The sequence below is a fragment of the Streptomyces sp. S465 genome (assembly GCF_026898115.1).
Taxonomy (GTDB): domain Bacteria; phylum Actinomycetota; class Actinomycetes; order Streptomycetales; family Streptomycetaceae; genus Streptomyces; species Streptomyces luomodiensis.
In genome coordinates this window covers 2,069,945-2,083,653 of sequence record NZ_CP114036.1, presented here as the reverse complement: position 1 = coordinate 2,083,653, position 13,709 = coordinate 2,069,945, and the positions used below count along the sequence as shown (strand labels likewise).

General features: G+C 71.4%; 13 protein-coding genes. 12 read left to right on the top strand and 1 reads right to left on the bottom strand.

All coding sequences use genetic code 11. From position 1 onward, the window contains the following. Nucleotides 1–2: 2 nt before the first annotated feature. The gene (prcA, locus tag N6H00_RS08890) at nt 3–773 is read left to right on the top strand and encodes a proteasome subunit alpha (RefSeq protein ID WP_268971041.1); all 771 of its coding nucleotides are present in this window, start codon (nt 3–5) and stop codon (nt 771–773) included. Between the two features lie 371 nt (nt 774–1,144). Here prcA and N6H00_RS08885 read toward each other — a convergent pair whose 3' ends face one another. Continuing rightward, entirely contained in the window at nt 1,145–2,125 is a 981-nt protein-coding gene (locus N6H00_RS08885; RefSeq protein ID WP_268976883.1) for a LacI family DNA-binding transcriptional regulator, read from the bottom strand. Nucleotides 2,126–2,466: 341 nt separating this feature from the next. Here N6H00_RS08885 and N6H00_RS08880 point away from each other — a divergent pair, with 341 nt between their 5' ends. The 11 genes from N6H00_RS08880 (at nt 2,467) to N6H00_RS08830 (ending at nt 13,706) form a co-directional block, all read left to right on the top strand. Next, nucleotides 2,467–3,750 carry an MFS transporter gene (locus N6H00_RS08880; RefSeq protein ID WP_268971040.1) on the top strand — a complete coding sequence of 428 codons (1,284 nt, stop codon included), beginning with the start codon at nt 2,467–2,469 and terminating at the stop codon, nt 3,748–3,750. A 9-nt stretch (nt 3,751–3,759) separates the two neighbouring features. Continuing rightward, entirely contained in the window at nt 3,760–5,121 is a 1,362-nt protein-coding gene (gene pafA, locus N6H00_RS08875) for a Pup--protein ligase (RefSeq protein WP_268971039.1), read from the top strand. A 113-nt stretch (nt 5,122–5,234) separates the two neighbouring features. Continuing rightward, complete coding sequence (locus N6H00_RS08870) at nt 5,235–6,230, top strand: FKBP-type peptidyl-prolyl cis-trans isomerase (RefSeq protein ID WP_268971038.1); 996 nt, start codon at nt 5,235–5,237, stop codon at nt 6,228–6,230. A 39-nt stretch (nt 6,231–6,269) separates the two neighbouring features. Continuing rightward, on the top strand, nt 6,270–6,644 hold the full coding sequence (locus tag N6H00_RS08865; protein ID WP_268971037.1) for an FKBP-type peptidyl-prolyl cis-trans isomerase: 375 nt from the start codon (nt 6,270–6,272) through the stop codon (nt 6,642–6,644). A gap of 114 nt (nt 6,645–6,758) precedes the next feature. Continuing rightward, on the top strand, nt 6,759–7,724 hold the full coding sequence (locus tag N6H00_RS08860; RefSeq protein WP_268971036.1) for a helix-turn-helix transcriptional regulator: 966 nt from the start codon (nt 6,759–6,761) through the stop codon (nt 7,722–7,724). A gap of 20 nt (nt 7,725–7,744) precedes the next feature. After that, entirely contained in the window at nt 7,745–8,704 is a 960-nt protein-coding gene (locus N6H00_RS08855; RefSeq protein ID WP_268971035.1) for a helix-turn-helix transcriptional regulator, read from the top strand. 13 nt (nt 8,705–8,717) lie between these two features. Then, nucleotides 8,718–8,960: a hypothetical protein gene (locus tag N6H00_RS08850; protein ID WP_268971034.1), complete on the top strand. Its 243-nt coding sequence runs from the start codon at nt 8,718–8,720 to the stop codon at nt 8,958–8,960. 10 nt (nt 8,961–8,970) lie between these two features. Further along, nucleotides 8,971–9,174: a hypothetical protein gene (locus N6H00_RS08845; protein ID WP_268971033.1), complete on the top strand. Its 204-nt coding sequence runs from the start codon at nt 8,971–8,973 to the stop codon at nt 9,172–9,174. A 273-nt stretch (nt 9,175–9,447) separates the two neighbouring features. Next, a complete protein-coding gene (tatA, locus tag N6H00_RS08840) occupies nt 9,448–9,735 on the top strand; it encodes a Sec-independent protein translocase subunit TatA (protein WP_268971032.1) in 288 nt (95 codons plus the stop codon). 61 nt (nt 9,736–9,796) lie between these two features. Next, nucleotides 9,797–10,759: a twin-arginine translocase subunit TatC gene (tatC, locus tag N6H00_RS08835; RefSeq protein WP_268971031.1), complete on the top strand. Its 963-nt coding sequence runs from the start codon at nt 9,797–9,799 to the stop codon at nt 10,757–10,759. A gap of 124 nt (nt 10,760–10,883) precedes the next feature. Next, complete coding sequence (locus N6H00_RS08830) at nt 10,884–13,706, top strand: DEAD/DEAH box helicase (protein WP_268971030.1); 2,823 nt, start codon at nt 10,884–10,886, stop codon at nt 13,704–13,706. Nucleotides 13,707–13,709 lie beyond the last annotated feature (3 nt).

Sequence of the window (13,709 nt, the reverse complement as noted above, 5' to 3'; positions counted from 1 at the left end):
CGGTGACGACGCCGTTCTATGTTTCTCCTCAGCAGGCCATGGCCGACCGCGCGGAATACGCCCGTAAGGGCATCGCGCGCGGCCGCAGCGTGGTCGTGCTGCAGTACGCCGACGGCATCGTCTTCGTTGCGGAGAACCCGTCCCGCGCGCTGCACAAGGTCAGTGAGATCTATGACCGGATCGCCTTCGCGGCGGTCGGTAAGTACAACGAATTCGAGAATCTGCGGATCGGCGGTGTCCGTTACGCCGACCTGCGTGGCTATACCTATGACCGTGAGGATGTCACGGCCCGTGGGCTGGCGAATGTCTACGCCCAGACCCTGGGCACGATCTTCTCCAGCGCCGCCGAGAAGCCGTACGAGGTCGAGCTGATCGTCGCCGAGGTCGGGGAGGGCCCCGAGGACGACCAGATCTACCGCCTCCCGCACGACGGCTCCATCGTGGACGAGCACGGCTCGGTCGCCGTCGGTGGCAACGCCGACCAGATCAGCAGCTATCTCGACCAGCGGCACCGGGACGGCATGACCCTCGCCGAAGCCCTCAAGCTGGCCGTCGACTCGCTCTCCCGCGACAACAACGGCGGCGAGCGCAGCCTCACCGCCGAGCAGCTCGAGGTGGCGGTCCTGGACCGCACCCGCCCCCAGAAGCGCAAGTTCAAGCGCGTCCTGGGCGGCCAGCTCTCCCGGCTCCTGGAGTCCGCGGCGAGCGCGGCGGACTCGGAGGCATCGGATGCCGCGTCCGAGTCCTCCGGGACCGAGGAGTCCGAGGACTGAGCCCCGCACCGCGGACCGTCCACCACCGCTACCACCACCGCCGCCGCCGCCCCGGGCCACCGGGGCGGCGGCGGGCGTTATGGGGCCGTGGTTCCTGGGCCGGTCGGCCGCAGGGGTGGTGTTGCGGCCGGTCAGCCGTGGGCGGTCGTCCCCGCTTCGGTCAGGTGCGTGGTGGCGGGGCCGTGGGGCCGTAGCGGCGGCCTGGGGGTGGGTCGACCGCAGCGGCGGCTCCCGGGCCCGCCGACCGCATGGGTGGTTCCCGCGCCGGTCGACCTGGCGGTGGTTCCCGGCCGGTCAGCCGTGCCGGTCTGTCCTGGCGCCGGTCGGTTCCGTGGCCGACGCGGGGACCGCTGCGGCGGTCCCCGCGTCGGTCAGTTCGCTGGTGGTGGGGCCGTGGAGGCTCTGGGGATCAGTTCGACGGGGAGTGTGGTGTCCTGGGGGGTTTCGCCGTCCAGGAGGGTCAGCAGGGCCCGCATACCGGCCGCGCCCACCGCTTCCGCGGGGAGTCGGACCGTGGTCAGTTCCGGGTCCACCGCCGTGGCCAGGGCCAGGTCGTCGAAGCCGGTCACCGAGATGTCGGCCGGGACCCGCAGCCCCAGCCGCCGGGCCGCCTTGCAGGCGCCGGCGGCCAGGATGTCGTCGTCGCAGACGAGCGCGGTCGGCCGGGGGCCGGGGCGGCCCAGGACGCGTTCGGCGGCCTGGCGGCCCTCCTCGACGCTCAGCCCGGCGGGTTCGGCGCACACGGTGGCGCCCGGGACCTCGCCCACCGCCTCGGCCAGGGCGCGGGCGCGGACCCGGAACGTCCAGGAGTCCACCGCCGCCGCGAGATGGGCCACCCGGCGGTGTCCGAGGGCCAGCAGATGGGCCGCCGCCTGCCGCGCCCCGTCCGCGATGTCCAGGTTGACCGTGGCCGCCGCGGCCGCGTCGTCCGGGTCGCTGTCGAGCATCACCAGTGGCAGTCCGCCGCCGCGCACGGCGGCCAGCGCGTCGGCCGCCATGGAGGAGGCGATCACCCCGTCGAGCGAGGCGCGCGCCGGGTCGAACGGGTCCCGGGCGGGGCCCACGCCCTCGGGCGAGGGGTAGAGCACCACCCCGAAGCCGTGGTCGGCGGCGACCCGCTCGGCGCCCGTGTAGACGCGGGCGAAGAACTCGGTGGTCAGGGCGGGGACCACCAGGAGCGCGGTTCTGGTGCGGCCCAGGCGGAGGCTGCGGGCCGCGAGGTTGGGGCGGTAGCCCAGTTCGCGGGCGGCGGCGCGTACGGCCTCGGCGGTGCGCTCGGAGACCCGTCCGGACCACTTCTCCCCGAGCACCAGGGACACGGTCGCCTGCGACACGCCCGCCGCCCGCGCCACGTCCCGGCTCGTCGCCCGGTTCGTCGCCCGGCCCGGCGCCGGGCGCCCCGGAGCCGCCCCGCCGGCCGGGCCCCCGCGCCGCGTGGGCTCGCCCGTCCGGCCGGTCCCCGGGGACCCCTTCCCGGCGGCCCCGCCCGCCGGGCGGGCGTGGTCCGCGCTCGCCACCATCGCCTCCGCTCCCCTTCGCGCCGTGCTGTCGCCACCGGCTGCTCGATCCGGCCCGCGAGTGGACCCGCGGTGGCGGCCATGGTACGTATGACCCCGGAAGTTATACGTACAACGTCCTCACGACCCGCGATGAACCGAGACGCATCGCGGGAATCCGCAGGAAGGGGCAGGCAATGGCGGCTGGCTACGGGGAACTGCTGCGCACCCCGCACGCGGCACGGCTGCTCGTCGGCACACTCCTGGGGCGGCTGCCGAACGCCACCGCCGCCCTGGCCGTGCTGCTCTTCGCCCGCTCCGAGGGCGGCAGCTACGCCCTCGCCGGGGCGCTGTCGGCCGTCTACGGCGCGGCCAACGCGGTGGGCCAGCCGCTGCTGGGCCGGGCCGTGGACCGCTTCGGCCAGCCCCGGGTGATGCTCCCCGCCGCCGTGGCCTCCGCGCTCGGCATGGTCCTGTTCGCCGTCACCGGGCTCGAACCGCTGCCCGTGGCGTACGCCGCGATGCTCGTCGCCGGTCTGTTCACCCCGCCGCTGGAAGGCGGGCTGCGGGCGCTGTGGCCGTCGGTGCTGCGCCGCGAGGACCAGGTGCACGCGGCGTACGCGCTGGACGCGGTGGCCCAGGAGGTGATGTTCGCCGTCGGTCCGCTGCTGGTCACCCTCGTGGTGGCCGTGTGGTCCGAGGCGGCCGCGCTGCTGGTCATCAATGTCATCGGGGTCGCCGGCGCGCTGTCCGTCGTGGTCTCGCGGCCGTCCCGGCAGTGGCGCTCCGCGCCGCGCGAGGCGCACTGGCTGGGCGCGCTGCGCTCGCCCGGGCTGCTGGTGCTGCTCGGCTCGTTCTTCTTCATCGGGCTCGCCCTCGGTGCGATCGCGGTGGCCGCGGTGGCGTACGCCGACGAGCACGGCGGCGGCCTGGTCTCCAGCGCGCTGCTGTCCGCCCTCGGCGCGGGCGCGCTGGTCGGCGGCATCGGCTACGGCGCCCGCACCTGGCCCGGCGCGCCCGAACGGCGGCTGCGGCTGCTCGTGGCCGCGCTGGCGCTCGGCTATCTGCCGCTCATGCTGGTGCCGGGCGTCGCCTCGATGACCGTCCTGGCCGCGGTGGCGGGCCTGTTTCTGGCCCCGGCGCTGGCCTGCGCGTTCGTCGTCGTGGACCGCCACGCGCCGTCCGGCACGGTCACCGAGGCGTTCTCCTGGCTGGTGACCACCTTCGTGGTGGGCAACGCGCTCGGCTCCGCGGTGGCGGGGCCCGTGGTCCAGTTCGGCGGAGTGGTCTCCGGTTTCGCGGTGCCGGCGGCCGGTGGAGCGGCCGCGCTGGCGGTGCTGTTGGCCGCCCAGCGGTTCCTCCTGGAGGGCCCGCGTCCGGTCGTGCGGCCGACCACACACCGAACCCCGGGTGAACCTGGGGAGGAAAATGATCGCAACCATGCCGTCGAACCCGGTTTCAGACCACGCCATCAGGCGTAATGTTCAGGCATGGACCGCCGCATTTTCGGGCTGGAGAACGAGTACGGCGTCACGTGCACATTCAGGGGACAGCGCCGGTTGTCTCCTGACGAAGTGGCGCGGTACCTCTTCCGCCGTGTCGTCTCCTGGGGCCGCAGCAGCAATGTCTTCCTGCGCAACGGTGCCCGCCTCTATCTCGACGTGGGCTCGCACCCGGAATACGCAACTCCCGAGTGCGACAACGTGACCGAGCTGGTCACCCACGACAAGGCAGGCGAGCGCATTCTCGAGGGTCTGCTCGTGGACGCGGAGCGCCGCCTGCACGAGGAGGGAATCGCGGGCGACGTCTATCTGTTCAAGAACAACACCGACTCCGCGGGCAACTCCTACGGTTGTCACGAGAACTATCTGGTGGCGCGGCACGGGGAGTTCTCCCGGCTCGCCGACATTCTCATTCCGTTCCTGGTGACGCGGCAGCTGCTGTGCGGTGCGGGCAAGGTCCTGCAGACCCCGCGCGGCGCGGTCTACTGCGTCAGCCAGCGCGCCGAGCACATCTGGGAGGGCGTCAGCTCCGCGACGACCCGCTCCCGGCCGATCATCAACACCCGCGATGAACCGCACGCCGACGCCGAGCGCTACCGCCGGCTGCATGTCATCGTGGGCGACTCCAACATGTCCGAGACCACCATGCTGCTCAAGGTCGGCGCCACCGACCTGGTGCTCCGCATGATCGAGGCGGGCACGGTGATGCGCGACCTGACCTTGGAGAACCCGATCCGGGCCATCCGCGAGGTCAGCCATGACACCACCGGGCAGCGCAAGGTGCGGCTCGCCAGCGGCCGCGAGGCGTCCGCCCTGGAGGTGCAGCAGGAGTACTACGAGAAGGCCGTCGACTTCTGCGAGCGCCGTGGCATCCGCACCGGCATGGTCGAGCGCGTCCTCGAGCTGTGGGGCCGCACCCTGGACGCGATCCGCACCGAGGAGCTCGACCGGATCGAGACCGAAATCGACTGGGTGATGAAGTACAAGCTCATCGAGCGGTACCGGGCCAAGAACAACATCACCATGTCGCATCCGCGTATCGCCCAGATAGACCTCGCCTACCACGACATCCACCGCCGCCGCGGCCTCTACTACCTGCTGGAGAAGCGCGGCCAGGCGGCCCGGGTCTGCAACGACGTGAAAATCTTCGAGGGCAAGTCGGTGCCACCGCAGACCACCCGCGCCCGGCTGCGCGGCGACTTCATCCGCCGGGCCCAGGAGCAGCGCCGCGATTTCACGGTCGACTGGGTGCATCTGAAGCTCAATGACCAGGCACAGCGCACCGTGCTGTGCAAGGACCCGTTCCGTTCGGTCGACGACCGGGTGGAGAAACTCATCGCCGGCATGTGACCGGCGTACGGCTTACCTTGGCCACGGGCCCCGTGCGTTCTCCGGACGGGGCCCGTACTACGTCGTAGAGTGGCGCGCATTGGCCATCACAAGATCTACCTAACGAGGACTCCGTGCGCCGACGCTCCGTACTCCTTGCCGTACCCGCGGGCCTGCTCACGCTCGCGGGCTGCGGTGACGAAAAATCAGGGTCCGACAAGAGCAGCCCGTCCCAGGAGCCGACCAGCCAGAGTCCCTCACCGGCCCCCAGCGGCAAGATCGTCTCCGGACCGGTGCCGCCCATTACCGGCGGTAAGAAGTTCGGTGAGAAGCCGAAGGTCGCCAAGGGCACGGGTGAGCCGTCGAGCCATCTGGCGGTCAAGACGATCAGCCAGGGAGACGGCCGGAAGACGGTCAAGGGCGACTGGCTCCAGATCAACTATCTGGCGCAGATCTGGGACACCGGGAAGGCCATCGACAACACCTTCGACAAGAAGAAGACCGCCGCCTTCCCGGTCGGCCAGGGCCAGGTCCTCCCGGGCTGGGACCAGGGACTGCTGGGCCGGAACGTGGGCAGCCGGCTGGAGCTGGCCGTCCCGCCCGCGTACGCCTACGGCAAGCAGGGCCAGCCGCAGGCCGGTATCAAGGGCACCGACACGCTGGTCTTCGTCATCGACATCGTGAACGCCTACGACGCCAAGAGCTCGGCCAAGGGCAGCAAGGTGGAGCAGACCGACCCCGACCTGCCCAAGGTGTCGACCAACACCGACGGCAAGGCGCCCACCATCACCGTCCCCAAGAAGTCCGCGCCCAAGAAGCTCGTCTCCGAGTACGTCATCGAGGGCGACGGCAAGGAGGTCAAGAAGACCGACGCCCTGCTCGTCCAGTACAGGGGCGTGCTGTGGGACGGCGGCAAGGAGTTCGACTCCACCTACAAGCGCGGTGAGCTCGCCCAGTTCTCGCTGCAGCAGGTGGTCAAGGGCTGGTCGCAGGGGCTGACCGGCAAGAAGGTGGGCAGCCGGGTCATGATCGTCGTACCCCCGGACCTGGGCTACGGCAAGGCGGCCCAGAAGGGCATCCCCGCCAACTCCACGCTGGTCTTCTCCGTGGACATCCTGGCGGTTCTGTAGCCTGTGCGGGTTGCCCACAACATCACAAGGAGCTATTTCGTGAGCATCGAGAAGCCCGAGGTCGACTTCCCGGGCGGCGAGCCGCCGGCCGAGCTGGAGATCAAGGACATCTGGGAGGGCGACGGCCCCGCGGCGAAGGCCGGCGACAACATCGCCGTCCACTATGTGGGCGTCGCCTTCAGCACCGGTGAGGAGTTCGACGCGAGCTACAACCGTGGCACCCCGCTGCGGATCCAGCTCGGTGTGGGCCAGGTCATCAGCGGCTGGGACCAGGGCCTCCAGGGCATGAAGGTCGGCGGCCGCCGGCAGCTGATCATTCCGCCGCACCTCGCCTATGGGGACCAGGGCGCCGGTGGCGGCCGGATCAAGCCGGGCGAGACCCTGATCTTCGTCTGCGACCTGGTCTCCGTCTGAGACCGGCGCCCGCCGCGCCGAGGGCTCCTGCCGCCGGGCAGGGGCCCTCGGCTTTTGCCGTGCGTCCCGGTAGCGGTACGGTCACGTGCGTAAGGTCACGTAGAAAGGGCGTCGATGGCGATTGCCAAGGCCGAGCGGCTGATGAATCTGGCCCTGTGCCTGCTGGGAACGCGGCGTCCGCTGACCAAACGGGAGCTGCGGGGCTCCATAGAGGCGTACCTCCAGGCCGACGCGGCCAACGACGAGGCGTTCAATCGCATGTTCGAGCGCGACAAGGACGATCTGCGCGAACTCGGCCTGGTCATCGAGACGGTGGAGGGCATCGACGGCGAGATCGGCTATCTCGCCCGCCGGGACAGCAACCGCCTCCCGCCGATCACCCTCGACGCCGAGGAGGCCGCCGCGCTCGGCCTCGCCGCCAAGGTCTGGCAGCAGGCCCGGCTCGCGGGCGCCGCCAGCGGCGCGCTCCAGAAGCTGCGCGCCGCCGGGATGCCGGTCGCCGAGGACCCGTACGACACACCCGGACACGGCGCGCTGGAGCCGCGCATCCCGGTCCATGAGAGCGCCTTCGAGCCGCTGATGCTCGCCTGCCGCGACCGCCGCCCCGTCGTCTTCGACTACCGCAAGGCGAACGCCGCGCGCCCCGAGCAGCGGCAGGTCGAGCCCTGGACCCTGGAGTGCTGGCGCGGTCACTGGTACCTCGCCGGATGGGACCGTGAGCGCGCCGCCGAGCGGGTCTTCCGGCTCTCCCGGATCACCAGCCGGGTCCGGCTGCGGTCCGGCTCGTTCACCGCCGAGGTGCCCGATCACGTCACCGTGCGGGAGACCGTGGAGACCTGGGCGGGCGAGACCGCCACCGGCACCGCCCGGATCAGGCTGCGTTCCGGCCACGGCTATCCGCTGCGGGCGAAGGCGCTGTCCACCCGGGCGGCCGGCGACGGCTGGGACGAGCTGGAGATCCCCTATGGGCACGGTCTGGACGCCTGGCTCGTGGAGTTCGGCCCGGACGTGGTCGTACTGGCGCCCGACGAGCTGCGGGCGGATGTCGTGGACCGGCTGCGCGCGGTCGCCAAGGACTGAGGGGACGGAGCGACTTCACCATGGCCGGAAACGCGATTGACCAGACCCGCCGGATGCTCTCCCTGGTCACCTATCTGCGCGAGCGCCCCGGCGCCCGCGTCGCCGATGTCGCACGGGCCTTCGGCATCAGCGAGGACGAGCTGATCGCCGACCTCGATGTGCTGCCGCTGTGCGGCACCAGCTTCCGCGGCGGCGATCTGCTGGACATCGACACCGACGGTGACCGGATCTGGTGGCACAACCCCGATGACGTCGCGGAACCGCTGCGGCTGGCCGCCGACGAGGCCACCGCGCTGCTGGTCGCCGCCCGCGCCGTCGCGACCCTCCCCGGGCTGCGCGAGAGCGACCGGGACGCGCTGCTGCGGGCCACCGCCAAGCTGGAGGCCGCGGCGGGCGAGGCGGCGGGCGCCAGCTCCCGGCTCTCGGTGATCTTCGAGTCGGAGGGCGGCGTCTTCGCCGAGGTCGACCGCGCCATCTCCGAGCGTCGCAGGCTGTGGCTGCGCTACTACTCGCCCGCGCGTGACGAGATCACCGAGCGCGAGGTCGACCCGATCCGGCTGTTCGCCGTCGGGCGTACGTATATGGAGGCCTGGTGCCGCCTCTCCGAGGCGCGGCGGACCTTCCGGCTCGACCGGGTGGCCGAGATCAAGCTGCTCGACGAGGCGTCCGATCCGCCGCCGATCGAGCTGCGCGATCTGTCGGACCTGGCCACCGGGCTGGTGCAGACCGGTGCCGAGGACCCCGAGGTGGTCGTCGAGGTCGGCCCCGGCGGGCGCTGGGTCGCCGAGTACTACCCGCACGACAGCGCGGAGGAGCTGCCCGACGGCGGTCTCAGGATCACGCTGCGCGCGCCCGACCCCGGCTCGCTGCGGCGGCTGGCCCTGCGGCTGGGCCGGGACGGCCGGATCGTCTCGCCGCAGGGGCTCGCGGACAGTGCCCGGGACGCGGCGCGACAGGCGCTCGCGGCGTACGGTGAGTGAAAGGACACACGCAGTGACCGCACGGGGGAGCGCCGCTTCGGTGGTGTTCAAGGCAGCCTGTCCGGAGTGCCGTGGCCGGTTCGAGCTGGCCGCGGGCGCGCTGCGGCTGGCGATCGGGGCCAGCGACCGCACCACCTTCTACTCCTTCACCTGCCCCGACTGCGGAACCGCGGTGCGCAAGCCGGCGGGGGAGCGGATCGTGGAGCTGCTCACCGGCGGCGGGGTGCGTACGCTGCGCCTGCACTCCACGGTCTAGGCTCTGGCGCATGCTCTGGCCGATGCTCGCCCTCGCCCTCGCCTTCTGCGGAATCGCCGTTCTCGCCGTGCTCTCGGTGCGGGTCTACGCCGAGGTCCGCAGGCTGGCCCGACAGGTCTCGGACAGCTCGCAGCGGATCACCCGGGCCGCCGAGGACCTGGAGCGGGCCTCGGCTCCACTGGGGGCCCACGTCGACGGTCTGCGCCGGGGGTAGGGGCCACTCCGCGTCGGCGGCGGTCACGGTCCGTGGCCGATTCTCCGGTCGGACGGCGGCCGACGGGCGCTCTGCTGCGTCACAGCCAAGGGGGGTACGCTGACAGTTCGTGGCCCTGGCAGCGAGGCGGAGGGCCGCAACCCGGAGTCCGCACGGGGATTGCCTCCGGTTCACCCCCGCGCGCTACGATCGCTGACAGCACGGCTGCCGGACACCTGTCCGACCGGTCGGGCAGCCCCACCCCCAGCCGCCTCGGTGAGAAGGTAGACGCTTATGTTCGGAAGGCTCGGCGCTCCCGAGATCATCCTCATCCTTGTCGTCGTCGTGCTGCTGTTCGGTGCGAAGAAGCTTCCGGACATGGCCCGCTCGCTGGGCAAGTCGGCCCGCATCCTCAAGAGCGAGGCGAAGGCGATGAAGTCGGACAGCCAGCAGCAGAGCGCGCCGGCCGACCCGCCCAACCCCGGTCAGGACGACGCCACCCACCGCACGATCCAGGCCGCGCCCGGCGACGTGACCAGCTCGCGCCCGGTGTCGGAGCCGAGCGACACCACCAAGCGCTGACCCAGGGCCACGTGAAGGCGGCACGGACGGCCGCCACTGGACGCACGAGATGAGGACGTGGGTGCTCAAGTCTGCCCGCAAGAAGGAGAAGGACCCCGAGGGGCGGATGCCCCTGTCCGAGCACCTGCGTGAGCTGCGCAACCGGTTGCTCAAATCGGTCCTGGCGATCTGCGTGGTCACGATCGTCGCGATGTTCTACTACATGGACATCGCCAAGTTCCTGATGCAGCCGGTGCTGGACTCCGTCGGCTGTGGTGGGGTCTCGCTCTCCGACCTCTCACAAAAGGGCGGCGACGGCCACGACTGTGCCTACTTCACCGTGAACGGTCTGCTGTCGCCGTTCACGATCATGCTGAAGGTCTCCTTCACGACCGGTCTGGTGGTGGCCACCCCGGTCTGGCTGTACCAGCTGTGGGCCTTCCTCGCCCCCGGACTGCACCGCAACGAGAAGAAGTACGGCCTGTTCTTCGTGGGCCTGGGCGTACCGCTGTTCGTCGGTGGCGCCTACTTCGCGTACATGATCCTCCCGACCAGCGCCAAGGTCCTCATCGGCTTCACCCCGGAGGGGGCCAACAACCTCCTCCCGCTGGACGACTTCCTCGACCTGCTCGCCCGCATGGTCGTCGTCTTCGGGCTCGCCTTCGAGCTCCCGCTGCTGCTGATCCTGCTGAACTTCACCGGCATCCTCACCGGACGCCGGATGCTCGGCTGGTGGCGCGCCATGATCATGGGCATCACGGTCTTCGGTGCCGTCGCCACCCCCAGCACCGACCCGATCGGCATGTTCGCCCTGGCCGGGCCGGTCGTCGTGCTCTACTTCGGGGCCGTCGCCGTCGCCCTGGTCAACGACCGGCGCAAGGCACGCCGCAGGGCCGCCGACCCCGACTTCGGCCTGAGCGACGACGAGGCGTCCGAGCTGGACCTCACGCCCGAGGCCATCGGCGCGCCCAGCGCCGCGCCGGAGCTCACCGACGGGGACGACTCCGGTAACGCCCGGCGCAACGGCTACGACGACATCACCTAGCCGCACCCGGCCGTGCCCGGCCGCCCACCCGGTGGGCGGCCCGGTGGCCCACCCGGTGGCCCGAACAAAGCCCCGATAAAGATCGCGTGCGCTGTCGGAGGCGGCCGGTAGGCTCGTAGATACGATGACCGACGAGCTATCTCCCGCCGAGCGCTATGCGGCGTCCCGCGTCCGGGCCGCCGAGCAGGCCACCGCGCTGGCCCCCTTCCGCGAGATGTACGACTTCGAGCTGGACCCCTTCCAGATCGAGGCGTGCAAGGCCCTGGAGGCCGGCAAGGGCGTGCTGGTGGCCGCTCCCACCGGCTCCGGCAAGACCATCGTGGGCGAGTTCGCCGTCCACCTGGCGCTGACCCAGGGCCGCAAGTGCTTCTACACCACGCCCATCAAGGCGCTGTCCAACCAGAAGTACACCGACCTGGTGAAACGCTACGGCGCCGACCGGGTCGGCCTGCTCACCGGGGACAACAGCGTCAATTCCGATGCCCCGGTGGTCGTCATGACCACCGAGGTGCTGCGGAACATGCTCTATGCCGGCTCCCAGTCACTGCTCGGCCTCGGCCATGTGGTGATGGACGAGGTCCACTACCTCTCCGACCGGTTCCGCGGCGCCGTCTGGGAAGAGGTCATCATCCACCTCCCCGAGTCGGTGACGCTGGTGTCACTCTCCGCGACCGTCTCCAACGCCGAGGAGTTCGGAGACTGGCTCGACACCGTCCGTGGCGACACCGAGGTCATCGTCTCCGAGCACCGCCCGGTGCCGCTGTGGCAGCACGTCCTCGCCGGGCGCCGGATGTACGACCTGTTCGAGGAGAAGAGCGGCCGCGACGGCGACCAGGGCGGACGCCGCGAGGTTAACCCCGATCTGGTCCGGCTGGCCCGGATGGAGAACAGCCGCCCCAGCTTCGGCCGCGACAAGCGCCGCGGCCGCACCATGCGGGAGGCCGACCGGGAGCGCGAGCGCCGTCAGCGCAGCCGGATCTGGACCCCCGGCCGGCCCGAGGTCATCGACCGGCTCGACGCCGAGGGGCTGCTTCCGGCCATCACCTTCATCTTCAGCCGGGCCGGCTGCGAAGCCGCCGTCCAGCAGTGTCTCCACGCGGGGCTGCGGCTCAACGACGAGGCGGCGCGCGGCCAGGTGCGGGCCCTCGTCGAGGAGCGCACCGCCGGCATCCCCGACGAAGACCTCCATGTGCTGGGGTACTTCGAATTCCTGGAGGGCCTGGAGCGGGGCATCGCGGCCCACCACGCCGGAATGCTCCCCACCTTCAAGGAAGTCGTCGAGGAGCTTTTCGTCCGCGGCCTGGTCAAGGCGGTGTTCGCCACCGAGACCCTCGCCCTCGGCATCAACATGCCCGCCCGCTCGGTGGTGTTGGAGAAGCTCGTCAAGTGGAACGGCGAGCAGCACGTCGACATCACCCCCGGTGAGTACACCCAGTTGACCGGCCGGGCCGGGCGGCGCGGTATCGATGTCGAGGGCCATGCGGTGGTGTTGTGGCAGCGTGCCATGGACCCCGCCGCGCTCGCCGGGCTGGCCGGCACCCGGACGTATCCGCTGCGCTCCTCCTTCAAACCGTCGTACAACATGGCGGTCAACCTCGTCTCCCAGTTCGGCCGGCACCGCTCGCGCGAGTTGCTGGAAACCTCCTTCGCGCAGTTCCAGGCCGACAAGGCGGTCGTCGGGATCTCCCGGCAGGTGCAGCGCAACGAGGAGGGGCTGGCCGGCTACCGCGAATCCATGACCTGCCATCTCGGCGACTTCGACGAGTACGCCCGGCTGCGCCGCGAGCTCAAGGACCGCGAGACCGAGCTGGCCCGGCAGGGCGCGGCCCAGCGGCGCGCGGCCGCCGCGGTCGCCCTGGAGAAGCTCCGCCCCGGCGATGTCATCCATGTCCCCACCGGCAAGTTCGCCGGCCTCGCGCTGGTGCTGGACCCCGGGCTGTCCGCCGGGCGGGTGGGTGGCCACCGCGGCATGGAGTACCACGACGGGCCACGGCCCCTGGTGCTCACCGCCGAGCGGCAGGTCAAGCGGCTGGCGGCGATCGACTTCCCGGTCCCGGTCGAGCCGCTGGACCGGATGCGCATCCCCAAGTCGTTCAATCCGCGCAGCCCGCAGTCCCGCCGCGATCTGGCCTCCGCGCTGCGCACCAAGGCCGGTCACCACGAGATGCGGCGCCACCGCAAGGAGCGCTCGCCCGCGGCCGACGACGCCGAGATCAGCCGGCTGCGCCGGGCCATCCGCGCCCACCCCTGCCACGGCTGTGCCGACCGCGAGGACCACGCCCGCTGGGGCGAGCGCTACCACCGGCTGCTGCGCGACACCCGGCAGCTGGAGCGGCGCATCGAGGGCCGTACGAACACCATCGCCCGCACCTTCGACCGGATCTGCTCCCTGCTGACCGAGCTGGACTATCTGCGCGGCGACGAGGTCACGGACGAGGGCAAGCGGCTGGCGCGGCTGTACGGCGAGCTGGACCTGCTGGCCAGCGAGTGCCTGCGGGAGAGCGTCTGGGAGGGGCTGGCCCCCGCGGAGCTCGCGGCCTGTGCCTCCGCGCTCGTCTACGAGGCGCGGTCGGCCGATGACGCGCTTCCGCCCAAGCTGCCCGCCGGCCGGGCCAAGGACGCGCTCGGCGAGATGGTCCGCATCTGGGGGCGGCTGGACGCCCTGGAGGAGGATCACCGGATCAACCAGACGGAGGGCGTCGGCCAGCGTGAGCCGGATCTGGGGTTCGCCTGGGCCGCCTACCGCTGGGCGTCCGGACACGGGCTCGATGAGGTGCTGCGGGAAATCGACATGCCCGCCGGTGACTTCGTGCGCTGGACCAAGCAGCTGATCGATGTGCTCGGCCAGATCGCCGCGGCGGCCCCGGAGGGCACGGTGGCACGCAACGCCCGCCGTGCGGTGGACGGGCTGCTGCGCGGGGTCGTGGCGTACTCCTCGGTCGGCTGACGG